This window comes from Pseudomonas sp. W15Feb9B (assembly GCF_000828175.1).
Taxonomy (GTDB): Bacteria; Pseudomonadota; Gammaproteobacteria; order Pseudomonadales; family Pseudomonadaceae; genus Aquipseudomonas; species Aquipseudomonas parakoreensis.
Map to the genome: position 1 here is coordinate 25,368 of NZ_JTKF01000027.1, position 24,799 is coordinate 50,166.

Sequence of the window (24,799 nt, forward strand, 5' to 3'; positions counted from 1 at the left end):
TCAGCGGGCCACTTCGGCTCCTGCGGTGCGCCCGCCCGCACGTTCGCGCAACCAGCGCTGCACCGGCCGTTCGAACCAGTAATGACATAGCAGGCTGCTGCCGATCAGCACGGCAAAGAACAGCAGCAGGCTCCACGGCTGATAAAACACGGCGCGTCCGGGCAGGAATTTATCAGCCAGCAGGGCCGCGACAATCTGTAGCGGAAAGTGCAGCAGGTAGGAGGCATAGCTGATGTCGCCAAGCCAAGACAAACGGCGCGCCAGCGGCTGCAACCATGGGTGGCAAGCCGCGACGGCAACGATGGTCAGCGGGAACAGCACGGCAAACCTGATGCGCTGTGATTGCGCCTCAGCGCTGCCGATCCACCACCAGCCCGCCACACAAGCCAACACCAGGCCGACAGCGACCCAACGCAGATCAAAACGCCGCAACAACCACTCCACGGCGATGTAACCCAATCCACCACAGAAAAAACCAAACACTCCGAGGCTGATTTTGTACTGCGCCGGAAACACCCACAGGCTCACGGCAATCAGCAACGCGCTGATCAGCAGCGGCGCCGGTGAGTAACGCCACAGCAGGAAAAACCCTGCGTAAAGCAACACTTCCACCGATATCGACCAGGCCGGGCCGTTAAATGACCAGCCCTGCTCAAGCCCCCAGGCCGGCGCCAGAAACACATTGAGGAGCGCGTGCCAGGCATCGTTGAACGGGTAAACAAACGCGTTGCCGGTGTGCGCGCTGTAGATTTTCTGCAGCATGGCTACCGCCAAAAAAGTCGCCAGGTGCAAGGGATAGATCCGGCTGAAACGTTCGCTGAAGAACTGTTTTCCGCTGATTTCGCGTTGCGCCAGCGCTCGGGCGAACAACCAGAAAAAAATGAATCCGGAAAGACTGAAGAACAGCGATACGGCATCACCGCCATGCCGGTAGAACAATGAAAACAGGCTGTACAACGGCTGGTCTTCACGTTGTAACGGACCGGGTACTGCGCCTTGAAAAAAGAAGTGCTGCCAATGCCAGAACACTACCGCCAATGCCGCGATGCCGCGCAGGGCGTCCAGCGCGTACAGCCGCTCAGGGAATACCGAAGGGTTTTGCTTCATGCACCATCAATCCATGCCCGCACAGGTACGCCACTATGCTGGCGGGTAACGGGCAACTCAATAGCCAGCCTGAACCGGCCACTCAAGTCTTGTGATCGACGGTCAGCCTGCGTAACGTGGCGGCACTTGTCTGGAGAGCCGAAGATGCGTGTTGCCCGTTCGTTGATCGTTGTTGCCCTGCTGCCATTGTTCGCCGCCTGCCAATTGCTCGATGGCCCGCGCGAAAGTGCGTCCCATGTCGGGCAATCCCGGATGCAGGGGCAGTTGACCGCAGCCGACGGCAAGCTGGTGTTCCAGCCGTGTGGCGAACAACGTCAGTACGTGGTCAATGACATCGGCGGCACCAGCGTGCTGCAAGAGGCCGCGACCCTCGCCGATCAGCAGGGCAAGCTGTTTGCCGATGTACGCGGGAAGATCGCCGGCGACCGCCTCGACCTCGGTCAGTTGTATCGCGTCGAGCGTTCCGGCACCGCGTGCGATGACCCGAATTTCAAACTGTTGATCCTGCGCGCCGCCGGCCACGGTCCCGAGTGGAACGTCAAAGTCAGCGGCAAGGGCATGGTCATCGACAGTGAAGGCCAACCGGCGCTGGCCGTGCCGTATGTCGAAGAACAACTGGGCGACGGCCGCTTCAACCTCAGCAGCGAAGCCAACAACCAGCGCATCGAGTTATGGGTCGCGCCGCAACGCTGCATCGACAGCAGCACCGGCAGCGTGCAGCACATGAGCGCCGAGTTGCGCATCGACGGCAAGGTCGAGCGTGGTTGCGGGTATTTCGGCGGATCGCGCAACGACTGAGCGTTTTAGCCTCACCGGATCCGGCCTTTGCGGCTTATAATCGCGGCCTTCAAACGCCCTGGCGCAGTTGTGCGCCCCGCGAATCCGGATCCTCGCCATGTTACGAATCACCGAACTCAAGCTGCCAATCGACCATCCCGAAGAAGACCTGCGTGCCGCCATCGTGCAGCGTCTGGGCATCGCCAGCGATGACCTGCTCGATTTCACCTTGTTCAAGCGCAGCTACGACGCACGTAAAAAGTCCTCCGAACTGTGCTTCATCTACACCATCGACCTCACCGTGCGCGACGAGGCCAAGGTGCTCGGCAAGTTCGCCGACGACCGTAACGTCAACGTGGCGCCGGATGTCAGCTACAAATTCGTCGGTCAGGCGCCGAGCGACCTGAACCAGCGCCCGATCGTGGTCGGTTTCGGCCCGTGCGGGATTTTCGCCGGCCTGTTGCTGGCACAGATGGGCTTCAAGCCGATCATCCTCGAACGTGGCACCGAAGTCCGTCAGCGCACCAAGGATACCTGGGGTCTGTGGCGTAAAAGTGTGCTCAACCCCGAGTCCAACGTGCAGTTCGGCGAAGGCGGCGCGGGCACGTTCTCCGACGGCAAGCTGTACAGCCAGATCAAGGATCCGAAGTTCCTCGGCCGCAAAGTCCTGCACGAATTCGTCAAGGCCGGCGCGCCGGAAGAAATTCTCTATGTCAGCAAACCGCACATCGGTACCTTCCGTCTGACCGGCATGGTCGAGACCATGCGTGAAGAGATCCGCGCCCTGGGCGGCGAAGTACGTTTTCAGGAGCGCGTCACCGATGTGCTGATCGAAGACGGCCAACTGGTCGGCGTCGAGCTGGCGAGCGGTGAAACCCTGCATTCGAAACACGTAATCCTGGCCCTCGGCCACAGTGCCCGCGACACCTTCCGCATGCTCCACAGCCGTGGAGTGTTCATGGAAGCCAAGCCGTTCTCGGTGGGCTTCCGCATCGAACACCCGCAGTCGCTGATCGACCGCGCGCGGCTGGGCAAGTACGCCGGCCACCCGAAACTCGGTGCCGCTGACTACAAACTGGTGCACCACGCCAAGAACGGTCGTTCGGTCTACAGCTTCTGCATGTGCCCGGGCGGCACCGTGGTCGCGGCGACGTCCGAGCCGAACCGCGTGGTCACCAACGGCATGAGCCAGTACTCGCGTAACGAGCGCAACGCCAACTCCGGGATCGTCGTCGGCATCACCCCGGAGGTCGATTACCCGGGCGGCCCGCTGGCCGGTATCGAGTTGCAGGAGCGTCTGGAGTCCCACGCGTTCATCCTCGGCGGCAGTGATTACAAGGCCCCGGCGCAACTGGTCGGCGACTTCATCAACGGCACCCCGTCCACCGAGTTGGGCGAAGTCGAGCCGTCGTACAAACCGGGCGTGGCCCTGGGCGACCTGGCCCTGGCGCTGCCGGACTTTGCCATCGAAGCGATTCGTGAAGCGTTGCCGGCGTTCGAGAAGCAGATTCGTGGCTACTCGCTGCACGATGCCGTACTGACCGGCATCGAAACCCGCACCTCGTCGCCGCTGCGCATCACGCGTAACGAATCGCTGCAGAGCATGAACGTCAAAGGTCTGTTCCCGGCCGGTGAAGGCGCGGGTTATGCGGGCGGGATTCTGTCGGCGGGTGTGGACGGGATTCGGATTGCCGAGGCCGTGGCGCGGGATATCCTCGGTCTGGAAGCCTGATCAGCCAAATCTGCAAAACGCGCAATCCTGTGGGAGCTGGCTTGCCAGCGATGACGGACTCAGATTCGACATTGATGTTGACTGACAATCCGCTATCGCTGGCAAGCCAGCTCCCACAGTGGTTTTCGGTGTATCAGATATTCGCGCGCAACACCGAGGTCGGCAACGGCTCACCTTTCTCGGCACTCGCCGCCACCGCTGCAATCAATCCCTCCAGCTCATAGCCCTGCGCCTTGAGCCACGCCTGATCGTAATACGTGTCGGCATAACGCTCGCCGCCATCGCACAGAATCGCCACGATCGACCCCGACTCCCCCGCCGCTTTCATCTGCTGCGCCGCCATCAGCGCGCCGATCAGGTTGGTGCCGCTCGACCCGCCGACATGCCGTCCCAGACGCTGCGCCAGATAATGCATGGCCGCCAGCGACAAGGCGTCCGGCACCTTGACCATCGCATCGATCACCTGCGGCAGGAACGACGCCTCGACCCGGGGCCGACCGATGCCTTCGATCCGCGAACCGCAGTCCAGGCGCAGGCTCGCGTCGCCCGTCTGGTAGTAATCGAAGAACACCGAACGCTCGGCATCGGCGCACAACACCCGGGTGCAATGCTGGCGATAACGCACGTAGCGGCCGAGAGTCGCGGTGGTGCCGCCGGTGCCGGGGCTGGAAATCAGCCAGCTCGGTTCCGGATGTTTCTCGAAACGCATCTGCTGGAAGATCGACTCGGCGATGTTGTTGTTCGCCCGCCAGTCGGTGGCCCGCTCGGCGTAGGTGAACTGATCGATGAAGTGACCGCCATGCTCGCGGGCCAGACGTTCGGACTCGGCGTAAATCTGCGTCGGATCCTGAACCAGATGGCTCTGGCCACCGTAGAAGGCGATCTGCGCGATCTTTTCTTTCGAAGTGGTCGCCGGCATCACCGCAATGAACGGCAAGCCAAGCATGCGCGCGAAATACGCTTCGGAAATCGCCGTCGAACCGCTGGACGCCTCGATCACCGGCGCGCCGGGCTTGAGCCAGCCGTTACACAACGCGTACAGGAACAACGAGCGCGCCAGACGGTGCTTGAGGCTGCCGGTGGGATGGCTCGACTCGTCCTTGAAATACAACTCGATGCCTGCAAACCCCGGCAGCGGCAAGGGGATCAGATGGGTGTCGGCGCTGCGCTGGAAGTCCGCTTCGATGATGCGGATCGCTTCGCGGGCCCACTGGCGGTTGTCGCTCATGGTCATGTTCTCGTTGATTCGGGCAGGAATTGCCTCGTCACAGGCTCAGCTCTCAAGCATAGGAAAAAACCTGCAGGCCTCACAGATACAGCTGAGGCTCAATTCATCCACCAACTGCCAGGTTCTGTGCAAATGGGTATCAGGCTTTTTCAGTAACGGCGCAGAACCTTTCCTCCCGTTCTCTGCGCTGAAGCGGCCTGCTCGAATCCCTGCCTGAGCAATAGCGAACAATCCGCACTTAATCAAAGATCCGTCCTACAGCCAGCCTTTGTCCGCTTCGTTAACGTCGTGCAGCCCTTTCAAGGGCCTGTCGATGGATGAACGAAAGGACGCTCAGTGGCTCGCAACAAGGACATTCCCCGGGTCCCCAACCCACCGGCGGGCGACGGTCATCACGTCACCTGGCGCTACATGACGGCCACCGAACTGGCCGAGCGCGAAGCCCGGCAGAACGCTTACGACGCCATGCTGGCTCGGCAGGAGGCCTTTGAGCGCAGCCGCGAGGTAGCGGCGAAAAAGCCGGATCCGGTGCGTGCCGGATGCGTGTTCGCCAAGTCCTGCAAATTGCCGGACGCGATCATCGACTACGCGAATCCTTCGGGGATGGTGCCGACCGACAGCCTCAAGGATTACGGCGAGCTGATCCTGCTGGGTGCACGCGAAAGCGATGAAACCGGCGGCATTGCCCTGAAGAAAATCGGCGCCGCAGCCATTCCCGCCGGGCTCGGCAGTTTCGCCCTGGCCGGCGCCGCCTTTGAGGCGCTACCCGCCATCGCCGCCGGAACGGCCACCGCCACCCTGGCAGGACTGGTGGCGCTGCTCATGCCTTCCAGCCTCGGCGACAGCGCACTCTATAGCGACGAGCAACTGCGCAGCCTCAAACAGGCCCGTACCCGCGTGCGCCTGCGCGTCGAACAACAGGTCGACGGCAGTCTGCGGGGCTACGGCTTCTACACCGGCAGGAATCGCGATTGGGAAATGGTCGATATCGTGCAGTTCAGCACGCGCGGCGACCGGTTCGTCGCCGACCTGGGTGAAGGCGTCGAACTGATCTGGACGCCGGCGGTGGATGGCTCGGACGTTCTCGGTATTCCGGCGCTGGAGGCTGCACCGCAAGCACCGCACATCTGGGTTTATCCGCCGACGAAAGCGGCGGACGGGATTCTGGTGAATCCGGTTTATCCGCCGGAGTATCGGGATTTCATTCTGGTATTTCCGGCGGATTCGGGGGTAAAACCGTTATACGTTGTACTGAGTACAGAACGCAAAGGCTTGGCACCTGCTGGTCATAGCTACCATAAACCGCCGACTACGGAGCAAATCACCGCATTTCCAGACTTGAAAAAAGTTAAAGACAAAAATCCGGTTCAGGGTGGAGGTGGACTTCGTAAGCGCTGGACAGATGCCAAAGGAAAGAAAATTTACGAATGGGATTCAAGGCATGGGGAGTTAGAAATGTATCGAAGCGATGGAGCACACCTGGGAGCCTTCGATCCCCAAACAGGTGAACGACGCGAAGGCCCTTTAAAAGAAAGAAGCATTAAAAAAAGGTATCTGTGAGGAAGAAATGGGACTGGAACTAAGACTTGAGTGGTACGACACGACAACCCTGCAATTTCAGGGCGAGGAGACGTCAAAAGATCTGGGAGATGATGAATCAGTATTGAATGCCTTAGGTATTCCAGTGGATGGCAACATCAACAATGGCAGCTTCAACGTCGTCGAAAATTGGGTTGCTACCATTCAGCCGTACTTTCAACATCGCATCGCTCTGAATACTAACGACTATCAAATTTCGTTTGACTACAGTTGATATCGATAAACAGGTTGTTTGACCTCAATGCGCTACCTTTCGATCACCGGTTTTTTTCCCGATGTAGTTCAGGACGACTCTTTGCAGTTCGAGCTGGAGATCACGAGCAGCGAGATGAATGAAAAAATCGCCCTGCTCATAGAGTCCAAGCCTCTTGGTGAGGTTGAACCCGGCGAGTTGCTGTTGAATCAAGATCAGATACCCGCGCTAGAGAACCTTCTGAATGTCAGATTCCCGAAGGGTCTGGAATATTTCATGGGCACCTGTGCCCAGCATTGAGCGAGCGAATTGAAACAAACAAAAAACCCCGACCAGTCACCTGATCGGGGTTTTGTTTTACCGCTCGTTGCCGCTTAGTGCGAAACGCGGCTGGTGCCACCGACGGTGGAGATGCGTACGCGCTCACCGACACGGAATACTTCGTTTTCCTGAACCTGTTGCACGTAGGCGCGCATGCTGCCGTCGTCTTCGCGCACGGTGATTTCCACGCCTTGGGTGCGGGTCAGGCCTTCTTCGGTGGCCGAACCGATCAGGCCGCCGGCCACGGCGCCGATGACCGCCGCAACGATGCTGCCCTTGCCGCCACCGATGGCGCTGCCGCCGACACCGCCGACCACTGCGCCTGCAGCGCCGCCGATCGGGGTCTTGGTGCCTTCGATTTTCACCGGACGCAGGGATTCGATGGTGCCCATGCGAATCGTCTGCACACGACGCGCTTCGTCACGGGAGTAGGAGTCACCGGTCAGGCTCGACTGGCAGCCGGTCAGCAACATCGCCATCGTGGAAAAAGAAGCAACCAGCAGAACAGACTTACGCATAGCATCAACTCCAAAAGAACAGGTGTTCATTAAACCCCGCTGCTTGACGCCTGTCACGACGCAGCCCGGATAAACTTGATTTTATTCAGGCCCGGTACAGGCACCTGCAGACCCACCCAACAGTAGCGCCAAATCGCCCAATCCGCCCTGCCAACCCAAGGATTTTCATGGATTACCTGATCATTTTCGTCACCACCGTCGCCGGTCTGTACTTCCATGGGTGGCTGTACGTGCGGATCAAACGCTGGATGGATCGTGATCTGGCCCTGTCGCTGGCGGGCAAGGATGAAGACAAACGCGCCTTCATGCTGCAACGACTGGCCGATGCCCGCGTGCAGAAGATCAAGCGTCGGGAGCTGCCGAAGTGGCTTGAGGCCGCTGCGGCAAGCTATCCCGCTCGGTAGACTGCTTAAGGCGCCAGACGTTCAAGAATCCAGTCGGCACCCTGCTGACGGTAGTTCAGGCGATCGTGCAGACGACTTGGACGGCCCTGCCAGAACTCGATGCGCTCAGGCAGCAGGCGATAACCGCCCCAGTGTTCCGGACAGTGCGGTTGCGTATCGCTGAAACGCTGCTCGGTGGCCTTGAGCAGCTCTTCCAGTTCGCCGCGCCCGTTGATCACCCGGCTCTGCGGTGAAGCCCAGGCCCCGAGCCGACTGCCCAGCGGACGCACCTGATAATAAGCATCGGACTCCGCAGGCGTGACTTTCACCACACGCCCTTCGATGCGCACCTGGCGCTCCAGGGTCGGCCAGAAAAACGTCATGGCAGCCAACGGGTTGGCCGCCAGATGCTGGCCCTTGGCGCTGTCGTAATTGGTGAAAAAGGTGAAGCCCTGCTCGTCCAGGCCCTTGAGCAGCAGAATGCGGCAGTGCGGGCGACCGTCCGCATCGACCGTGGCCAGGGTCATGGCGTTGGCCTCCACCGGCGCCTGTTCGGTTTTCACCGCATCGGCAAACCACTGGTGGAACAACGCAAAGGGTTCAGCCGGGGCTTGCGCCTCGGTCAGACCATCCCGGGTGTAATCACGACGCATATCTGCCAGAGCCTGGGTCATGGCGCATTCCTTTTCGTTAGCGGATCACTGCTTGGAAGTATCGCTGGCGGCAACTTTCTTGTCAGTCGTCGCGGCTTTGGCCGGAGCGGTTTTCTTGGCTGGGGTTTTCGCCGGAGCCTTGGTCGCCGCCTTCTTCGCTGGTGCCTTGGCAGCGGCTTTCTTCGCCGGAGCCTTTTTGGTTGCAGGTACGGCGGCCTTCGAAGCGGCCGGCGCCGGGGTTACCGGTTTGGCTGCAGGCTTGACGTCCTGTGCGGCAAGCATCGTGGTCGGTGCGGGCGCTGGCATGTTGTATTTGCTCAGCAAGGCCACCATGGTGTTCTGCGGGGTCACCAGCAGTTCGACGCGACGGTTCAGGGCACGGCCTTCGGCGCTGTCGTTGGCCGCACGCGGGGCATCGCCACCCATGCCGCGCAGCATCAGGCGATCACGCTGCAAGCCGCTCAGGCGGAAGATTGCCGCCACGGACTGAGCACGCTCCTGGCTGAGTTTGACGTTGGCCGGCGCGGCGCCAGTGTTGTCGCTGTGACCGAGCACCAGGACAGCGGTTTTCGGGTCAGCTTCGAGGATTTTCGCGACATTGGTGAACGGGCTGAGGGTCACCGGCAACAGCATCGCTGGACGTTTCGGGTTGAACGAGCCTTCAACCGGCGCGATCACCACCAGAACGTTGTCGCGGCGCTCGAGTTGCAGATTGCTGTCCTTGATCGCTGCACGCAGGCGTGGCTCGTAGTCATCCAGCCAGGCCTGGGTGACTTTCGGGTCAGGCATCGGCACCACTTTGGCCGTGGACTGATCCTTGCCGCCGAACGGCCACCACCACTTTGTGCCGGTGTCAGCATCGGCCTTGGCCACTACCGCCGGTTTTGCTTCTGGTTTGACTTCGGGTTTCACGTCGGCCTTGGCCGCCGCGTCATCGGAGCTGCCGAACGGCCAGTACCAGTGGCTGCTGCTTTCAGTCTTGGCCACAGGTGCGGTCGCGGCAGGCTTGAGCGGCGCCGGGGCTGCGACAGAGGCCGGGGCTGGGGCCGGCTCTTTAGCCGCCACTTTGTCGGAAGAGCCGAACGGCCACCAACTGCCGCCGTCCGCATCGTTTTTAGGAGTCTGTGCGCAACCGGTGATCGCAACACACAGGGCCAGGGCGAGAGTTTTTTTGGATGACATTGAAAATCCACAAAGTGAAGTAATGAAAGATCAGAGCTCTTTTGCCCGGATAAACAGACGCTTTGAATCAAAAAACCGGATCTGGTTCCAACCCTGGAACCTCATGTAACGCTTTACAGACAAGTGGCAAGTACCCGCGCCAGTTGCTGCGCGCGCGGATCCATCAAGACGTACGGCCCAAGGGTATTTGTCACAAAACCGAACGCGACATCATGCTCGGGATCAGCAAAACCCACCGAACCGCCCGCCCCCGGATGACCAAACGCCCGCGGGCCGAGGCCATAGGTGGCGTTCGCCATGTCCGGCTGATCGAGCATGCAGCCCAGGCCGAAACGGGTGCGGGTCAGCAGGGTCTTGTCTTCGCCGTAACTGTGTTCGCGGGTCAGTTCTTCGAGCATTTCGCTTTCGAGCAGGCTGCCATCGAGCAAGCCAGCGTAGAAACCGGCCAAGCTGCGCGCGTTGCCATGACCATTGGCGGCAGGCTGCTGCATGCGCCGCCATTCCGGTTTGTTGGTGCTGGTGAGCACCGACGGCGGATTGGTGAAGGCACGGGTGGTCATGGCGGTCGGTTCGCGCATGGTCACCTGCAACAGGCGCTGGGCCGCGGCATCGCCGACGTTGCCCTTGCCCCGAGCGATGTGCGCCACGCGGTGGAATTCTTCGTCCGCCAGACCGACGTGGAAATCCAGCCCCAGCGGCCTGGCGACGCGGGCTACGATGGACTCGCCCGGCCCACGACCGTCAGCACGGCGCAGCAACTCGCCGACCAGCCAGCCATAAGTGATGGCGGCATAGCCGTGACCGGTGCCCGGCGTCCACCACGGCGCTTCGGCTGCGAGTGCGTCGACCATGGTTTGCCATTCGTAGAGGGCGGCGGGCGCCAGCAACTCGCGCAGGGCCGGCAGACCGGCCTGATGGCAGAGCAATTGGCGCAGGGTGACCGATTCTTTGCCGGCGGCCGCAAATTCCGGCCAGTAGCGGGCAACCGGTGCATCCAGTTGCAGCTTGCCTTCGGCCACCAGTTGCAGCGCGGTGACCGCAGTGAACGTCTTGGTGCAGGAAAACAGGTTGGCGATGGTGTCGCTGTGCCAGGCCTCGGCGCCGTCCTTATCGGCGGTACCGGACCAGAGGTCGAGGACGGTTTCGCCGCCGACCTTGATGCACAGGGCTGCGCCGCGCTCCTGGGGATCGTCGAACAGTGCCGCGAAAGCCTCGCGCACCGCTTCGAATTGAAGCTCGTAATGGCCCTGAATCTGCACCCGCAACTCCCCCGCGAAAACGCTCTACAAAGTGGCCCGCATTGTTCCAGCCCTTGAGGGATTTGGGAACAGCTGCGGGCCGGGTGGTCATTTCAAAGCAAAATCAAAAGATCGCAGCCTGCGGCAGCTCCTACAAAATTCCATTCCCTGTAGGAGCTGCCGAAGGCTGCGATCTTTAAGGCATCAAACCTCAGTGACCATTGCCCGAATGCCCACCCGCATGCCCGGCCCCCGGGCCTTTGCCGGCTTCACCCTTGCGCCCTCCTTCAGCCTCATGACCGGCGGCGGCCGCTTTCTCAGCCTCCTTGCCCAACTGATCGATCGCCTGCAAATTGCTCTTGCGTACCGCCTCGACAAAGCCCTGATACGGCAGATCGGTAATCCCTACAAGACCGAAGTGCCCGTTCTCGCCATCAAGCAGACGCCCGGTCACCGGTTGATCCAGATACTGGAACCAGTGCACGCCGACAATCGACGGCTCGCTCAGCGCCTGCTTGAGGAAGTTGGCATACGCCGGGCCACGGTCTTCTTCCTTGGCCAGTTGCGTCACGCCACCCCAGAACGGGCCACGATCACTGGAGCCGAAGTTGAATTCGGTGATCAGCACCGGTTTGTCGAGGGCACGCAGGGCGGCGAAGTCATAGCCGTCCTGCGGTTTCAGCGTATACAGGTTGAAACTCAGCACGTCGCAATACTGCGCGCAGGACGCCACCGCTTCCGGGGTGCTGGTGGCGAAACGGCCACCGAGCAGCAACTGATTCGGCGCGTGCCATTTCAGCGAATCGGAGATGGTCTTGAAGTAGGTGTCGGCGAACACCTTCTGGAAGTATTTGAAGTCGTTTTCGATTTCCGGGTGCTCCGGATTCGGCATTGGCGGCACGAACCCCGGATCCTCCATCAACTCCCACGCCGGCAGATCAATGCCCCAGGCTTTCGACAGGCCCGCCTGGTTGCGGTACTTGTCGCGCAGCTGCTTGAGAAACGCGCGTTTGGCCGGCACGTCGGTGGTCATTTTCAACGTGCCATAGGCCAAGGCATAGCGCGACTGCGGATCATCGCCCGGACCGGCCCAGGCCAATTCGTTGTCGGCGTAGTAACCGATCAGCCACGGATCATCACGATGATCGCGGGCGGCGATGGCCACGGCACGCTCGGTGGCCATGGCGAAACGCGGGTCGAACGGATCAGGCATGCCGCCCCACCAGTCGCTGCCGGTGCTGATGCTGGTGTAGTCGCCGACAATCGACAGCGGCAAGGTGTACGGCACACGTTCGGCGTCGGCAAGCGAGTCGGCACTCCAGTTGCCGACGGTGTTGAAACCCCAGGCCTGCAGGCGGTCGAGGGTGTGCGTGGCCCATTTCTGCTGATCGACCGTGGCTTTGCACGGCGCGGCTGGCGGTTCGGCTTGCGCCGGTGCTGCGCAAGGTTCGCCGTACAGGCGTTGCAGGTTGGCGCCGTAAAAATCGTACCAGCGCCCGTTGCCATAGCCTCGGCCCTGATCGGCACCGTTGCCGCCACGGTTGTCACCTTCGCCGAAATGACTGGCAAGTGGTTCGTCAGACTTGGGCAGGGATTCGAACATCCACTCACGCCCGGCCACGTAGGTCTGGTTGACCTGCGGGCTGACGGTGTTGACCCCCAGCGAATAGAACGGATGTCCTTCCGGCGTGACGAGATACCAGCGACCATCACGCTTTTCAGTACGGAAAAAGCCGCTGGCCTTGAACGCCGGGCCTTTGTTCCAGCCACCGAACTTGTCCAGCGAAGATTTTTCGCGCTCGGCCAGCCAGGTTTTCAGCTGTTGCTGTTCCTTGGCGGCGGCAGATTTCAGTTGTTCGTCGTTGCTGATTTTTTCCGGCCATTTGCTGCGGGTCGACTGCCCGTAGGCGTCCACCAGATTGCCGTAGACGGCCCGGGTCACGGCATCGCCGTCCTGCACACCGAAACGTTCGAGCAGCAAGCTTTGCGCGGCTTTCGGCTGATCCATCCACAGGCTGACCGACACCACCTGGCTGCGATCCAGTTCGCCGCTGCTGCTGGCCAGCAAAATGCGCTGGCCATCGACGGTCATCGGCATCGGCGGCCCGGCCTTCATGCCCTGGCTCAGCGGCGAAGTTGCCACCAGCGGCACCAGCAGGGTTTGCGCAGGGCCGGCCGGCAGGTCAACGCGGCTGGTCAGGGTCTGGCCGTTGTTGCTCTGGATTTGCACGTAGACCGTCACGGCCCAGTTCATTGCGCTCTGCAGACGCAGGCTCATCATGCCCGACTGCGACCAGTCCCAGGCGCCGGTTTGTGGGGTCAGGCGCAGGGTCGGGCGGGCTACCGGGTTGAACGTCACCCGGCGCAGCACTTCACCTTCCGGGGTTTGCTCGGCGTTGGCTTGTGGCAGGTCAGTGTTTTCAGTGACGACTTTCACCACGTCGGCAGGACGGACGAAGTTGAACAGGGTCTGCTGACCGGCAGGCGCCGCCAGTAACGGAGCGGCAAAGATCAAGGCAAAAACGGCAGGCAACGAGCGGCGAATCATAAGAACGGAGTTCTCCCTAACGACCAAAAGGCCAATGGAAAAGCATGGCAGAGAGATAGACAGCGCGGCGGGCAAAACTGCCCACCGTTGTCTCAGGATATTTCACGACGGAATGGCGGTAACGCATTGAGGATCGCCTTGCCATAGCGCTGGGTGACCAGGCGCCGATCGAGCAAGGTGATGGTGCCGCGGTCTTCTTCGGTGCGCAGCAGACGGCCGCAGGCCTGAACCAGTTTCAAGGAGGCGTCGGGCACCGAAATTTCCATGAACGGATTGCCGCCCCGGGCCTCGATCCACTCCGACAGCGCCGCCTCGACCGGATCGTCCGGCACCGAGAACGGGATCTTGGCGATCACCACGTGCTCGCAGTAGGCGCCCGGCAAGTCCACCCCTTCGGCGAAACTGGCGAGGCCGAACAGCACGCTGGAATCGCCGCCATCGACCCGCGCCTTGTGCTTGTTCAGGGTTTCCTGTTTCGACAGGTTGCCTTGAATGAACACTTGTTTGCGCCAGTCGCGGTCGAGGCCGTCGAACACGTCCTGCATCTGTTTGCGCGAAGAGAACAGCACCAGACTGCCGCGCGAGCCTTCCACCAGGTCCGGCAGATCGCGGATGATCGCCGCCGTGTGGGCCGCCGCATCACGCGGATCAGCCTTGAGGTCCGGCACGCGCAACACGCCGGCGTCGGCATGATGAAACGGGCTCGGCACCACAGCGGTAACGGCTTTCTTCGGCAGCCCGGCGCGCATGCGGAACCGGTCAAAGGTGCCCAGCGCGGTCAGCGTTGCCGACGTTACGAGGCAGCCGTAGGCGACGTTCCACAGGCTGCGGCGCAGGGTTTCTGCGGCGAGAATCGGGCTGGCATTGACCTCGATGTCAAACAGCGAGCCGCTTTCGGCCAGCGTCAGCCAGCGGGCCATCGGCGGGCTGTCTTCCGGGTCTTCGGCGGTGAACGCGGTCCACAGTTCCCAGTTGCCCGAGGCACGGGACAACAGGCTGCCGAACAGCGGATACCACTCTTCGGCCTGATTGCTGGCGATGCCGATGTTGACCTCGCCGTCCATGCCTTCCTTGAGCAGGTCGGTCAGACGGGTGAACAGGTCGTTGAGACGTGAGTAGCCTTTCTTCAGCTCGATGCCCATCTCGCGCATGTGCTCGGGAATCACCCCGCCGACGAAACGATGGCGTGGCCGCTCGCGACCTTCGACGTCTTCGCCGGGTTTGAAATCGGCAATCTGTTCGCACGCGGTGAACATGAACTGCTGCTGGGTCTTGATCTCCCGCGCCAGCTCCGGCACCTGCTCGATCAGCTTGCCGAGGTCGCCCGGCAACGGATGCTGGGCCAACAGTTTGGTGAGGTTCTTGGCCGTGGTTTCCAGCCAGTCGGCGGTGGAACGCAGGCGCGTGTAATGAGCGAAGTGGCCGATGGCCTTGTCCGGCAGGTGATGGCCTTCGTCGAACACGTAAATGGTGTCACGCGGATCCGGCAGCACCGCACCGCCGCCGAGGGCCAGGTCAGCCAGCACCATGTCGTGGTTGGTGACGATCACATCGACCTTGCCCATGCCTTCGCGCGCCTTGTAAAAGGCGCACTGGCCAAAATTCGGGCAATGGCGGTTGGTACACTGGCTGTGATCGGTGGTCAGCCGTGCCCAGTCAGCGTCTTCCAGGGCGTTGGGCCAGCTGTCACGGTCGCCGTCCCATTTATTGCCGGCGAGCTTCTCGATCATGCTGGTAAACAGCTTCTGACTGGCCTCATCGACCTCGATCTTGAAGCCTTCTTCTTCGAACAGCTGCGCGGTGGCAGTTTGCGCGTGGCCTTCCTGCAGCAACATGTCGAGCTTGGACAGGCACATGTAGCGGCCACGGCCCTTGGCCAGCGCAAAGCTGAAGTTCAGCCCGCTGTTGCGCATCAGGTCGGGCAAGTCCTTGTAGACGATCTGCTCTTGCAGCGCCACGGTCGCGGTGGCGATCACCAAACGCTTGCCCGCCAGCTTCGCCGTGGGAATTGCCGCCAGGCTGTAGGCCACGGTCTTGCCGGTACCGGTGCCGGCTTCCACCGCGACAATCGCGGGGTCGCCACTGCGCCGGCCTTCGTCGTCGGTGTCGATATCCCCGAGGACTTTGGCGACTTCGGCGATCATCAGGCGCTGGCCGTAACGCGGTTTGAGGCTCTTGGCTTCAAGAAAACGCGAATAGGCGCCCTGGATCGTGGTTTTGAGTTCAGTGCTGATCATTGAATGTCGGGCGTAAAAACGCTGGATAAATTTTCAGTAGTTCGGATCGGCCGCTATCATACCCCGCTAATCAGTCCCGCGCAGAACGGAGTACCCCAATGACACCTTTTAGCCTTGTTTATCCGCTGCATGTCCTGTCCGCCCTGGTCTGGGTCGGCGGCATGTTTTTCGCCTGGATGGTCCTGCGCCCGGCAGCGGTGAAGGCGCTCGACGGCCCTGCCCGCCTGACCTTGTGGGTAGAAGTGTTTCAAGGTTTTTTCCGCTGGGTCTGGGTCGCGGTGATCCTGTTGCCGATCAGCGGCGTGGGCATGTTGCACTTGCAGCAGGTCGGCTTCGAGACCGCGCCGAAATACGTGCAGGTGATGATCGGACTGTATGTGGTGATGACGGCGCTGTTTATCCGGATTCAGGGTTTGATGCTGCCAGAGTTGCGCAAAGCCGTTGAAGCCAAGGAATGGCCGGTGGGTGCGGCGGTGCTGGGGCGGATTCGCCGGGTGGTGGGGATCAATTTGATTGTGGGGTTGGTGCTGGTGGCGATTGCGGCGGCGCGGCCGATGTTCTGACCCACTGACAACCAGCACTTTTTGTGGCGAGGGAGCTTGCTTCCGCTGGGCTGCGCAGCAGCCCAAATCAGCTGACGCGTTCAATCTGACGAAACGCGGTATATGGCGTAGGGGCCGCTACGCGACCCAGCGGGAGCAAGCTCCCTCACCACAATTGTGAATAGCGCTGTATTTAGAGGCGCTGCACAGTCACCGCACCTGCCGCACCCACCGGCCCAGGCTGGCCATCAGCCCCGGCCTTGCCGTTTTTGCCGCCATCGGCGCGATACACCAGGCAGCCCTTGGACTGGCCGCCCTTGCCCGCCTTGCCGCCAACACCCGCCGGGCCACCGGCGCCGCCCGCGACATTGACCTTGATCAGCTCAGCCGGAAACTCACGCGGCACTTCCAGGCGCACCAGCGCTCCCGGCGCTCCCGGCTGGCCATCGCTGCCGTTGCTGCCATCAAAACCGTGACCGGCCGCGCCCCAGGTGCAGCCCGGATCTTCACCGTTGCCGCCATCGAGGCCAACAAAACCCGGCGCGCCGGTACCGCCGCGAGCATCCACAAACAGCTTTGGCGCGCTCAGGGCCTTGAACTGCAAATTCAGATTGCGTCCGGCACGGGCGGCTTTCTCATACGTGCCCGGCGCACCGCGCGCGGTGATCAGGCTGCCTTCGGACAGTTCGGCACGGATGACTTTCATGTCCAGCGCCTGTTCGCTCGGAACGATCGCGATGCGTGCTTCGTGACCCAGACGCAATTCGCCGACGGTCAGCTCGGTCACGTTGGCAGGAATCAGCAAGGTGCCGTAGTCCGCGACGTCCAGCCGCTCCAGCTGCAGGGTGCTGGCCGTGTTGGGCAAACGCATCAGGGAATTGGTTTCGACACTGACCACCTGGGCGCAGGCCAGGGGACTGATGAATGCGGCGAGCAGGCAAAGTTTACGCATGGGAAGAAGCCTCCGGAGCGGCCGGGGCCGGGATGGTTTGCAGATGAAAAACGCCGAACAGCAGGATGCGCAGACGATCGCGCCATGGGTTGGGACGCCCCTTGAGGCGAGAGAACAGCAACTCCAGCCCATGCAGCGCCAGCAACAAGGCGCCGGCCAGATTGACCAGCAGATGCAGCGGATGCACAAACGGCAGCAGCAGATTGACCACCACCACGCACCAGAACAGCAGGGTCAGCAAACGCCCCAGCCCCCAGAAAACCTTCATACGCTCCCCCGTCTCGGAATTATTCTTTGGGCGCACAGTAACGGCTTACGCGGGGGATAAGCCAGAGGGGCAAAAGAAAAAACTTTTGTCAGTCGTCGGATCGCTGCCGGTTCGACGATGATCGTCGCCCGGCAGCTCTAGCCTGCGGACTACAGACAAGTCCTAGCGATTGATATGCAACTCTACCCGACGGTTTTTCGCCCGCCCTTCGTCCGTCGCGTTATCGGCCACCGGCTCGCTCTCGCCGCGCCCTTCGCTGGTCAGTTTGGCCGGTTCCAGGCCCTGGCTCAGCAGATACGCCGCCACACTGCTGGCACGCCGCTCCGACAACGCCTGGTTATAGGCGTCCGAACCCTTGCTGTCGGTATGGCCGATGACTTTGATGCTGACCACGTCAGCATTGCGCAACTTGTCCATCAGCGTATCGAGCTGGGCTTTCGCGGCCGGGGTCAGGTCCGACTTGTCGAAATCGAACAACACATTGCCGGCATCGCTGAGGGTGATGACTTCCGATTGCGGTGCAGGCTCTGGCGCTTTTTCCGTGACCGGGTATTGCGGCAGCGGACAACCACGATGATCGACCGGGGTATTGGCCGGAGTGTCCGGACAACGGTCGCGGCGATCGAACACGCCATCGCCATCTTCATCGCCATCCTGGGCATAACAGATCAGCCCGCCGGTAAGGATCCCCAGCGCGGCACCGCCACCGGCCCAGCCGCCACTTTCAATGGCGCCAAGGCCGCCACCGACCAGCCCGCCGATCAGGCTGCAAATCGGCCACGTACGTTGATTGAGGGGGGCGTCGCCGTCGCTGTGAGTGGCGCAACCGGTGAGCAAGCTGCCCAGCAGCAGCACCGGCAAGACGGACCTTGAGAAAACAGTCATTGTGAAAGCTCCTGTGTCACCGGCCCATACCGGTTACACAGGAGTAAAGACGCGCATCCGCGACTGCACAAGCCGCGGATGCGTGAGGGGCTAGCGGACGATTTTGATTTCGGTACGACGGTTCTGTGCGCGACCGTCAGCGGTTTTGTTATCCGCCACTGGCTGGCTTTCACCCATGCCCGACACCGAAACGAAGCTGGCACGCGGCACACCTTGCTGGATCAGGTATTCCACCACCGAGTGCGCACGACGATCCGACAGTTTCTTGTTGTAGGCATCGCTGCCCACGCTGTCGGTGTGACCGGTCACGGTCAGTTGCGCCGTGGACGACTCTTGTTTCAGGCGCGTGGCAACTTTGTCCAGCACCTGTTTATCAGAGCCGGTCAGGGTGGCTTTGTCGAACTGGAAGTGCACATCGCGGATGACGATGGTTTCTTCCTTGACCACAACCGCCTCTTCTACCACAGGCGCCGGGGCTGGTGGAGGGCAGCCGTCAGCATCGACCTGCACGCCTTTAGGCGTGTGCGGGCACTTGTCGCGGCTGTCAGGCACACCGTCGCCGTCTTCGTCGCCATCACCGTGCACCCAGCAATAGGCCGCTGCCGTACCGCCGACCAACAGTGCGCCGTAGCCGGCCCACGCCGAACTTTCCGTCGCACCGAGACCGGCCCCGACCACACCGCCGACCGCCGCACAGGTCGGCCAATCGGTTTTCTGCAAACCTGCGCAACCAGTCAACACACTGGTTAGCAGAATCAAAGGTAATGCTGTCCGAACTATGCTCATCTGGTTTTCTCCTGAGGGATCGGCTTAGAACCGATTCACGGAGTAAAGACCGGAGTTTTAATCTCCGCCAGCAATAGGCCACTGGCATTTGGGACCGTGTTCACAGGGATTCGGCACTTTTGCCACGCGCGACAAATCGGGGTCTAGGCCGGATCCGTCTGGCGCGCTAGTCTTGGCGATCTGATTGAGGAGCTTCGATGAACGTCGCCATTTCTTCGCGCACGCCGCAACAGGCGCTGGCTGCTTTACTGGATCGCTATGCCCCGGCGCGTTTGCTGCTGATCGGCGCCAGCGAATTTCCGGCGCTCGCCGCTTTTAAACAGGCGCACCCGGATTGCTGCGTGGCCCACGCCGAACCCGGTGCGTTGCCCGCCGAACTCGCGGCGCGGCGCTTCGACCTGGCGCTGGTGGTCGATTGCCTGGAGCACTTGCCCAAGCGTGACGGTCTGAACCTGCTGGGCGGGATTCGCAACCTCAACGCCAGTCGCATTGCGGTGCTGGCGGATCTGCCGGCCAGCGGCTGGCAGGAAACCGATTTCTACTCGCTGGCGCTGCAAGCCAGTGAGCGCTTTCAGCGTGACGAGCAGGTACTGACCCTGTTCACTTACGATCTGCTTGACTACAAGCAAGTCCCCGACTGGCTCAACTCGCGGTTCTGGGCCAATCCGGAAAACTTCGGCAAATACTGGTGGTAATGCAATGAGTACAGCCATTTGCCCATGCGGCAGCGGCAACCTGCTGCTGGCCTGCTGCGGTCCCTACCACGAAGGCCACCCGGCGCCGTGCGCCGAAGCGCTGATGCGGTCGCGCTACAGCGCCTACGTTTTGGGGCTGATCGATTATCTGGTGGCCACTACCCTGCCCGCCCAGCAGGCCGGTCTGGATCGCCAGTCGATCAGTGCCTGGAGCGCGCAAAGCACCTGGCTCGGCCTTGAGGTCGAAAGCTCGGAAGTGTTCGGCGGCCAGCCCGAGCACGCCTTCGTCACCTTCACCGCGCGCTGGCACGACAGCCAGGGCGAACACAGCCACCGCGAGCGCTCTTCATTCGTGCAGAACGCCGGGCGCTGGTACTTCATCGACCCGACCGTGCAGTTGAAGCTGGGGCGCAATGACGCGTGTCCATGTGCCAGCGGGCAGAAGTTCAAGAAGTGCTGTGCGGGGTATTTCGGCGCATAAGATCAAAAGATCGCAGCCTGCGGCAGCGCCTACAGAGGACGCGACTCATGTAGGCGCTGCCGCAGGCTGCGATCTTTTAGCGTCTAGACTGCCAGCAAAGGGAGTTAACTCATGCTCGGACTATGGCGCACACTCAACATTCTTCCCCTGTTGCTGATCCTGAACCTCGGCGGTTGCGCCTCATGGTTCAGCGACGACAGCGTCGATCCCGCCGTGCACCTGGTGAAAGTCGAGGTGGTGCGGGCCAAATTGCTCGAACAGAAATTCATCCTGCATTTTCGCATCGACAATCCCAACGACAGCGACCTGACCGTGCGCGGCATGGAATATCGCATTCATCTGGCGGATATGTTGCTGGCCGAAGGCGAGCATGAACACTGGATCACCGTGGGGCCGAAAAGCAGCGCGTTCTATCGGATCCCCATCCGCACCAACCTGTGGCCACGGGTCAAGGACGTGGTGAAAATGCTGAAAAGTCCGCACCAGCAGGTGCCTTACCGACTGCAAGGCGAGATGGAAACCGGTTTATTCATCGCCCACTACGTGCACCTGGAGCGCAATGGCGTGATAATCCCCGCCGATTTAATTCCGGAGCACAACCGATGACTCAGCAACCTCATGTCCATGGCCCTGACTGCAACCACGATCATGACCATCATCACGATCACGACCATGGCCATGTCCACGGCCCGAACTGCGGCCACGCTCACCAGGAACCGGTGCGCAACGCCCTGAAAGACGTCGGTCGCAACGACCCTTGCCCTTGCGGCAACGGCAAGAAATTCAAGAAGTGCCACGGCGCTTGATGTTTCGGGTGAAGATACTCTTCGCCTGACACATTGCCTTCGCGAGCAAGCTCGCTCCCACAGTTGACCGCGTTCCCGCTGGCTGAACGCAGTCGACTGTGGGAGCTGGCTTGCCAGCGATGAGGCCGGCGCATCCAGCATCGATGCAGCCTGACGCTCCGCTATCGCTGGCAAGCCAGCCCCCACAGGTTTCTCAGGCGACTGCCAGAATCTGCTTCGCACTGACCACCGTCGCATACTCCCCGTGCACATTCCCCAGCGACATCCCGTGCACCTCTTCGGCTGAACGCGGTGTACCGAAATAATCGGCCTTATCGAAGGTAAAACACGCGTCCTCCGCCACCCAGGCGTCAAATCCCAGATTGCCCGCCGTACGCGCTGTGGATTCCACCGAGTTGTGGGTCGCCACACCGACAATGATCAATTGCCCGATCCCCGCCTCACGCAGCCGTGCCTCCAGCCCCGTGGCGCAAAACGCGTCCGGCACCTGTTTCTGGATCAGCCATTCGCCGTCCTGCGGCAGGAATTGCTGCTGAAACTCCACCCCGGACTGCCCGGGCCAGAACACCGAATCCGCTTCACGGGACAGATGCTGCACATGAATCACCGGCCGCCCGCTGCTGCGCCACGCCCTCAGCAAATCAAGCATGCGTTCTTCGGCCTGCGGATTATTCCGTCGGCCCAGGCGCGGCTGCAGAATGCCTTGTTGCTGGTCGATGATGATCAGTGCAGCGTTGGCCTTGAGCTCCATGGCGTTTTTTTCTCATGCGGGGTCGGTGAGCTCCGCAGTTCAGCATCACCGCCACGGGGTGAGCAAGCTCTGATTCAACCCGATCAAGGATCGCCCGGCGACGGTGAACGCGTATGTCTTGGTGCAGAAGATCAACCCGCCGAAATCCTGATATCTGGATGGATCGTTGTTGTGGCGAGGGAGCTTGCTCCCGCTGGAGTGCGAAGCGCTCCCAAACTGGTTGCCGCGATCTATCAGAAAAATGCGCAGTCTGGATAACGACTGCTGCGCAGCCGAGCGGGAGCAAGCTCCCTCGCCACAAAAACACTGTTATCTCTGCAGATTTGCTGTTGGTCAGACAAATACAGAAATAACCGCTCGCCCCGCTTGCGCGGCCACCGCCTGCTCACTAACGTAGCGGCTTTATTGCGCCCCCAGCCTCTACCCCCGCAGGAGCTTTGCCATGGCCTCGCCAGCCCTTACACATTTTCTTCCCCGGTTCGGCGTTGCCGCAGCAGTGACCGGTGTCTTGAGCCTGTCCGGTTGCCAGACCTGGAACGCGCAGGACACCCTCCCGCCCACCTCCGGCGTGCAAGCGCTCAAGGGGCTGGCGCAGAACGTTTCGGTGCGTCGCAATGCCATGGGCATGCCGTTGATCGAAAGCAACAGCTTCCACGACGCACTGTTCACCCTCGGTTACGTGCATGCCAGCGACCGCATCAACCAGATGGTGACCCTGCGCCTGCTGGCCCAGGGCCGTCTGGCGGAAATGTCCGGCGCCTCAATGCTCGATGCTGACCGCTACATGCGCGCAGTCAACCTGAAGAAAAGCGCCGACGAGCTGTACAAGGCCTCGTCGCCACGCCTCAAGCGTTTCTTTGAAGTCTATGCGCGAGGCGTCAACGCCTACCTGTTCCGCTACGCCGACAAACTGCCAGGCGACCTCGCGTCCAGCGGCTACAAGCCGGAATACTGGAAACCGGAAGACTCGGCGCTGCTGTTCGCACTGTTGAACTTCAGCCAGTCAGCCAACCTGCCGGAGGAAATTTCCTCGCTGGTGCTGGCGCAAACCGTGACCACCGACAAACTCGCCTGGCTGACCCCGTCTGCACCGGATGAAAACCTGCCGCTGGCCGAGGCTGACAAGCTGCAAGGCCTCAAGCTCAACGGACAGATCCCTGGCCTCACCGAACTGAGCAACGCCAGCCAACAATTGGCGGCGGTGAATCTGCTGGGCGCCAGCACCTCGAACAACTGGGCCATCGCCCCGCAACGCAGCCGCAGCGGCAAGAGCATTCTTGCCAGCGACAGTCATGGGCCATTGGCCGCGCCGTCGCTGTGGACCTTCGTGCAGATCCGCGCGCCGAAATATCAGGCTGCCGGTGTCACCGTTGCCGGTCTGCCAATGGTCCTCGGTGGCTTCAACGGCAAAGTGGCGTGGAGCGCCACCAGCGTGCTCGGCGATAACCAGGACCTGTTCCTGGAAAAAATCCGCCGTCAGGGCAGCAGCCTGACCTACGAGGTCAACGGCAAATGGCAGCCGCTGGGCGTGCGCAACGAAACCTATTTCGTCAAAGGCCAGCGGCCGATTCGCGAAGCGGTGTACGAAACCCGTCACGGTGCACTGCTCAACAGTGCCCAGGCTGCGGCACAGGGCAACGGTTTTGGCCTGGCCCTGCAAACCCCGAACTTCGCCGACGACAAATCGCTGGACGCTTTTTTCGACCTGACCCGCGCGCAAAACGTTGAACGCGCTTCGGACGCCAGTCGCGAAATCCGCGCCATCGCCCTGAACATGGTGTTCGCCGACGCCAGCAATATTGGCTGGCAAGTCACCGGGCGCTTCCCCAACCGTCGCGAAGGCGAAGGCCTGCTGCCATCGCCGGGCTGGGAAGGTCGCTACGACTGGGACGGTTACGCCGACCCGATGTTGCACCCGTACGATCAGGACCCGACCCAGGGCTGGCTCGGCACTGCCAACCAGCGGGTGATTCCTCACGGCTACGGCATGCAGTTGTCCAACTCGTGGGCGGCGCCAGAGCGCGGCGAGCGTTTGGCGGAACTGGCCGGCAGCGGCAAACAGGACAGTCGCAGCGTGATCGCCATGCAGTACGACCAGACCACCACCTTCGCCGCCAAGCTGAAGAAAATGTTTGAAGCGCCAGGCATGAAGCAGCCGCTGAAACAGGCGATCGACGCTCTGCCGGAAGCCGATCGCAGCAAGGCGCGCGAGGCGTTCACCCGATTGATGGCGTTCGACGGCAAGCTCAGCCCGACCTCGGCGGATGCGGCGATCTATGAACTGTTCCTGCAAGCAAGCATGAAGCAGATCTTCCTCGATGAGCTCGGCCCCGAGTCGAGCCCGGCGTGGAAAGCCTTTATCGCCAACGGTGACTTGTCTTACTCGGCGCAGGCCGATCACCTGCTCGGTCGCGAAGACAGCCCGTTCTGGGATGACATCCACACCCCGCAGAAAGAAGACAAGGCGCAGATTCTGGCGCGCAGTCTGGCGGCCGCGATCAACGCCGGCGACAGTCAGTTGGGTGGCGATCACAAGGCCTGGCAGTGGGGCAAACTGCACAGCTACACATGGAAAAACGCCAACGGCCAGGCCGTTCGCGGCCCACTGGCAGCCGGCGGCGATCACACCACGCTCAATACCTCGGCATTTGCCTGGGGTCAGGACTTCAACACCACGCGGGCGCCGTCGATGCGTTTCATTGTCGACTTCAGCCAGACCGAACCCTTGATGGGGCAGAACGGTACCGGCCAGTCCGGCAACCCGGCCAGCCCGAATTACCTCAATGGCGTTGATGCGTGGCTCAAGGGTCAGTACATCGGTCTGCCGATGCAGCCGCAGAACTTTGACCGGGTGTATGGCAAGACGCGTTTGACCCTCACCCCGGGCAAATAAACGCTAGAGCAAGATCAAAAGATC

25 protein-coding genes are annotated in these 24,799 nt (G+C 61.4%); 12 read left to right on the top strand and 13 right to left on the bottom strand.

Annotated features, from left to right (window positions below; all coding sequences use genetic code 11):
- Entirely contained in the window at positions 1-1,107 is a 1,107-nt protein-coding gene (locus OC71_RS15060; protein WP_041070585.1) for an acyltransferase, read from the bottom strand.
- 144 nt (positions 1,108-1,251) lie between these two features.
- On the opposite strand from OC71_RS15060, the gene OC71_RS15065 reads away from it, so the two are divergent.
- The gene (locus OC71_RS15065) at positions 1,252-1,905 is read left to right on the top strand and encodes a COG3650 family protein (RefSeq protein WP_041070587.1); all 654 of its coding nucleotides are present in this window, start codon (positions 1,252-1,254) and stop codon (positions 1,903-1,905) included.
- Between the two features lie 97 nt (positions 1,906-2,002).
- Positions 2,003-3,616 (top strand): NAD(P)/FAD-dependent oxidoreductase, encoded by a 1,614-nt coding sequence (locus tag OC71_RS15070; RefSeq protein WP_041070589.1) that lies wholly within the window; start codon positions 2,003-2,005, stop codon positions 3,614-3,616.
- Positions 3,617-3,749: 133 nt separating this feature from the next.
- On the opposite strand, the gene OC71_RS15075 is transcribed toward OC71_RS15070, so the two are convergent.
- Positions 3,750-4,844 (bottom strand): PLP-dependent cysteine synthase family protein, encoded by a 1,095-nt coding sequence (locus tag OC71_RS15075; RefSeq protein ID WP_041070591.1) that lies wholly within the window; start codon positions 4,842-4,844, stop codon positions 3,750-3,752.
- 336 nt (positions 4,845-5,180) lie between these two features.
- Here OC71_RS15075 and OC71_RS15080 point away from each other — a divergent pair, with 336 nt between their 5' ends.
- The 3 genes from OC71_RS15080 to OC71_RS15090 are packed head-to-tail and all read left to right on the top strand — an operon-like array spanning position 5,181 to position 6,936.
- Positions 5,181-6,404, top strand: a complete 1,224-nt coding sequence (locus OC71_RS15080; protein WP_041070593.1) for a colicin E3/pyocin S6 family cytotoxin — start codon at positions 5,181-5,183, stop codon at positions 6,402-6,404.
- A 7-nt stretch (positions 6,405-6,411) separates the two neighbouring features.
- Complete coding sequence (locus OC71_RS15085) at positions 6,412-6,657, top strand: colicin E3-like toxin immunity protein (RefSeq protein WP_041070595.1); 246 nt, start codon at positions 6,412-6,414, stop codon at positions 6,655-6,657.
- Positions 6,658-6,684: 27 nt separating this feature from the next.
- Positions 6,685-6,936 carry a pyocin S6 family toxin immunity protein gene (locus OC71_RS15090; RefSeq protein ID WP_041070597.1) on the top strand — a complete coding sequence of 84 codons (252 nt, stop codon included), beginning with the start codon at positions 6,685-6,687 and terminating at the stop codon, positions 6,934-6,936.
- A 74-nt stretch (positions 6,937-7,010) separates the two neighbouring features.
- On the opposite strand, the gene OC71_RS15095 is transcribed toward OC71_RS15090, so the two are convergent.
- Entirely contained in the window at positions 7,011-7,475 is a 465-nt protein-coding gene (locus tag OC71_RS15095; protein ID WP_007969461.1) for a glycine zipper 2TM domain-containing protein, read from the bottom strand.
- 167 nt (positions 7,476-7,642) lie between these two features.
- On the opposite strand from OC71_RS15095, the gene OC71_RS15100 reads away from it, so the two are divergent.
- Entirely contained in the window at positions 7,643-7,879 is a 237-nt protein-coding gene (locus tag OC71_RS15100) for a hypothetical protein (protein ID WP_041070599.1), read from the top strand.
- A 5-nt stretch (positions 7,880-7,884) separates the two neighbouring features.
- Here OC71_RS15100 and pdxH read toward each other — a convergent pair whose 3' ends face one another.
- From pdxH to dinG, 5 genes are all read right to left on the bottom strand, one after another.
- Positions 7,885-8,532 carry a pyridoxamine 5'-phosphate oxidase gene (gene pdxH, locus OC71_RS15105; protein WP_041070601.1) on the bottom strand — a complete coding sequence of 216 codons (648 nt, stop codon included), beginning with the start codon at positions 8,530-8,532 and terminating at the stop codon, positions 7,885-7,887.
- Positions 8,533-8,556: 24 nt separating this feature from the next.
- The gene (locus tag OC71_RS15110) at positions 8,557-9,693 is read right to left on the bottom strand and encodes an OmpA family protein (RefSeq protein WP_041070603.1); all 1,137 of its coding nucleotides are present in this window, start codon (positions 9,691-9,693) and stop codon (positions 8,557-8,559) included.
- Between the two features lie 113 nt (positions 9,694-9,806).
- Complete coding sequence (locus OC71_RS15115) at positions 9,807-10,952, bottom strand: EstA family serine hydrolase (protein ID WP_041070605.1); 1,146 nt, start codon at positions 10,950-10,952, stop codon at positions 9,807-9,809.
- Between the two features lie 190 nt (positions 10,953-11,142).
- The gene (locus OC71_RS15120; protein WP_041070607.1) at positions 11,143-13,479 is read right to left on the bottom strand and encodes a beta-galactosidase; all 2,337 of its coding nucleotides are present in this window, start codon (positions 13,477-13,479) and stop codon (positions 11,143-11,145) included.
- A gap of 92 nt (positions 13,480-13,571) precedes the next feature.
- Positions 13,572-15,716, bottom strand: a complete 2,145-nt coding sequence (gene dinG / locus OC71_RS15125; protein WP_041070609.1) for an ATP-dependent DNA helicase DinG — start codon at positions 15,714-15,716, stop codon at positions 13,572-13,574.
- A 98-nt stretch (positions 15,717-15,814) separates the two neighbouring features.
- Here dinG and OC71_RS15130 point away from each other — a divergent pair, with 98 nt between their 5' ends.
- Entirely contained in the window at positions 15,815-16,279 is a 465-nt protein-coding gene (locus OC71_RS15130; RefSeq protein ID WP_041070611.1) for a CopD family protein, read from the top strand.
- A 172-nt stretch (positions 16,280-16,451) separates the two neighbouring features.
- Here OC71_RS15130 and OC71_RS15135 read toward each other — a convergent pair whose 3' ends face one another.
- The 4 genes from OC71_RS15135 to OC71_RS15150 form a co-directional block, all read right to left on the bottom strand.
- The gene (locus OC71_RS15135) at positions 16,452-17,210 is read right to left on the bottom strand and encodes a collagen-like triple helix repeat-containing protein (RefSeq protein WP_041070613.1); all 759 of its coding nucleotides are present in this window, start codon (positions 17,208-17,210) and stop codon (positions 16,452-16,454) included.
- Positions 17,203-17,478: a DUF1145 domain-containing protein gene (locus OC71_RS15140; protein ID WP_041070615.1), complete on the bottom strand. Its 276-nt coding sequence runs from the start codon at positions 17,476-17,478 to the stop codon at positions 17,203-17,205. Before OC71_RS15140 ends, OC71_RS15135 begins: the two co-directional genes overlap by 8 nt.
- Positions 17,479-17,640: 162 nt before the next feature.
- Positions 17,641-18,363, bottom strand: coding sequence for an OmpA family protein (locus OC71_RS15145; RefSeq protein WP_041070617.1), 723 nt, complete (start codon positions 18,361-18,363; stop codon positions 17,641-17,643).
- Between the two features lie 90 nt (positions 18,364-18,453).
- Entirely contained in the window at positions 18,454-19,149 is a 696-nt protein-coding gene (locus OC71_RS15150; RefSeq protein ID WP_041070618.1) for an OmpA family protein, read from the bottom strand.
- A gap of 197 nt (positions 19,150-19,346) precedes the next feature.
- Between OC71_RS15150 and OC71_RS15155 the strand changes: the two genes are divergently transcribed.
- The 4 genes from OC71_RS15155 to OC71_RS15170 all read left to right on the top strand — a co-directional run bounded on the left by OC71_RS15155 (position 19,347) and on the right by OC71_RS15170 (position 21,131).
- Positions 19,347-19,844, top strand: a complete 498-nt coding sequence (locus OC71_RS15155) for a DUF6231 family protein (RefSeq protein WP_041070621.1) — start codon at positions 19,347-19,349, stop codon at positions 19,842-19,844.
- A 4-nt stretch (positions 19,845-19,848) separates the two neighbouring features.
- Entirely contained in the window at positions 19,849-20,325 is a 477-nt protein-coding gene (locus tag OC71_RS15160) for a YchJ family protein (protein WP_041070623.1), read from the top strand.
- A gap of 111 nt (positions 20,326-20,436) precedes the next feature.
- Positions 20,437-20,931, top strand: coding sequence for an LEA type 2 family protein (locus OC71_RS15165; protein WP_041070625.1), 495 nt, complete (start codon positions 20,437-20,439; stop codon positions 20,929-20,931).
- Positions 20,928-21,131, top strand: coding sequence for an SEC-C metal-binding domain-containing protein (locus OC71_RS15170; protein WP_003198420.1), 204 nt, complete (start codon positions 20,928-20,930; stop codon positions 21,129-21,131). The genes OC71_RS15165 and OC71_RS15170 overlap by 4 nt, the downstream gene beginning before the upstream one ends.
- Positions 21,132-21,324: 193 nt before the next feature.
- On the opposite strand, the gene OC71_RS15175 is transcribed toward OC71_RS15170, so the two are convergent.
- Positions 21,325-21,882, bottom strand: a complete 558-nt coding sequence (locus OC71_RS15175; protein ID WP_041070629.1) for a cysteine hydrolase family protein — start codon at positions 21,880-21,882, stop codon at positions 21,325-21,327.
- A 442-nt stretch (positions 21,883-22,324) separates the two neighbouring features.
- Here OC71_RS15175 and OC71_RS15180 point away from each other — a divergent pair, with 442 nt between their 5' ends.
- The gene (locus OC71_RS15180) at positions 22,325-24,775 is read left to right on the top strand and encodes a penicillin acylase family protein (RefSeq protein ID WP_041070631.1); all 2,451 of its coding nucleotides are present in this window, start codon (positions 22,325-22,327) and stop codon (positions 24,773-24,775) included.
- Positions 24,776-24,799: the final 24 nt, after the last annotated feature.

Bases quoted from the DNA above. Each gene is read 5' to 3' on its own strand.
- OC71_RS15060 (WP_041070585.1), bottom strand. From the start codon at position 1,107: ATGAAGCAAAACCCTTCGGTATTCCCTGAGCGGCTGTACGCGCTGGAC.
- OC71_RS15065 (WP_041070587.1), top strand. From the start codon at position 1,252: ATGCGTGTTGCCCGTTCGTTGATCGTTGTTGCCCTGCTGCCATTGTTC.
- OC71_RS15070 (WP_041070589.1), top strand. From the start codon at position 2,003: ATGTTACGAATCACCGAACTCAAGCTGCCAATCGACCATCCCGAAGAA.
- OC71_RS15075 (WP_041070591.1), bottom strand. From the start codon at position 4,844: ATGAGCGACAACCGCCAGTGGGCCCGCGAAGCGATCCGCATCATCGAA.
- OC71_RS15085 (WP_041070595.1), top strand. From the start codon at position 6,412: ATGGGACTGGAACTAAGACTTGAGTGGTACGACACGACAACCCTGCAA.
- OC71_RS15090 (WP_041070597.1), top strand. From the start codon at position 6,685: ATGCGCTACCTTTCGATCACCGGTTTTTTTCCCGATGTAGTTCAGGAC.
- OC71_RS15095 (WP_007969461.1), bottom strand. From the start codon at position 7,475: ATGCGTAAGTCTGTTCTGCTGGTTGCTTCTTTTTCCACGATGGCGATG.
- OC71_RS15100 (WP_041070599.1), top strand. From the start codon at position 7,643: ATGGATTACCTGATCATTTTCGTCACCACCGTCGCCGGTCTGTACTTC.
- pdxH (WP_041070601.1), bottom strand. From the start codon at position 8,532: ATGACCCAGGCTCTGGCAGATATGCGTCGTGATTACACCCGGGATGGT.
- OC71_RS15110 (WP_041070603.1), bottom strand. From the start codon at position 9,693: ATGTCATCCAAAAAAACTCTCGCCCTGGCCCTGTGTGTTGCGATCACC.
- OC71_RS15120 (WP_041070607.1), bottom strand. From the start codon at position 13,479: ATGATTCGCCGCTCGTTGCCTGCCGTTTTTGCCTTGATCTTTGCCGCT.
- dinG (WP_041070609.1), bottom strand. From the start codon at position 15,716: ATGATCAGCACTGAACTCAAAACCACGATCCAGGGCGCCTATTCGCGT.
- OC71_RS15130 (WP_041070611.1), top strand. From the start codon at position 15,815: ATGACACCTTTTAGCCTTGTTTATCCGCTGCATGTCCTGTCCGCCCTG.
- OC71_RS15135 (WP_041070613.1), bottom strand. From the start codon at position 17,210: ATGCGTAAACTTTGCCTGCTCGCCGCATTCATCAGTCCCCTGGCCTGC.
- OC71_RS15140 (WP_041070615.1), bottom strand. From the start codon at position 17,478: ATGAAGGTTTTCTGGGGGCTGGGGCGTTTGCTGACCCTGCTGTTCTGG.
- OC71_RS15145 (WP_041070617.1), bottom strand. From the start codon at position 18,363: ATGACTGTTTTCTCAAGGTCCGTCTTGCCGGTGCTGCTGCTGGGCAGC.
- OC71_RS15150 (WP_041070618.1), bottom strand. From the start codon at position 19,149: ATGAGCATAGTTCGGACAGCATTACCTTTGATTCTGCTAACCAGTGTG.
- OC71_RS15155 (WP_041070621.1), top strand. From the start codon at position 19,347: ATGAACGTCGCCATTTCTTCGCGCACGCCGCAACAGGCGCTGGCTGCT.
- OC71_RS15160 (WP_041070623.1), top strand. From the start codon at position 19,849: ATGAGTACAGCCATTTGCCCATGCGGCAGCGGCAACCTGCTGCTGGCC.
- OC71_RS15165 (WP_041070625.1), top strand. From the start codon at position 20,437: ATGCTCGGACTATGGCGCACACTCAACATTCTTCCCCTGTTGCTGATC.
- OC71_RS15170 (WP_003198420.1), top strand. From the start codon at position 20,928: ATGACTCAGCAACCTCATGTCCATGGCCCTGACTGCAACCACGATCAT.
- OC71_RS15175 (WP_041070629.1), bottom strand. From the start codon at position 21,882: ATGGAGCTCAAGGCCAACGCTGCACTGATCATCATCGACCAGCAACAA.
- OC71_RS15180 (WP_041070631.1), top strand. From the start codon at position 22,325: ATGGCCTCGCCAGCCCTTACACATTTTCTTCCCCGGTTCGGCGTTGCC.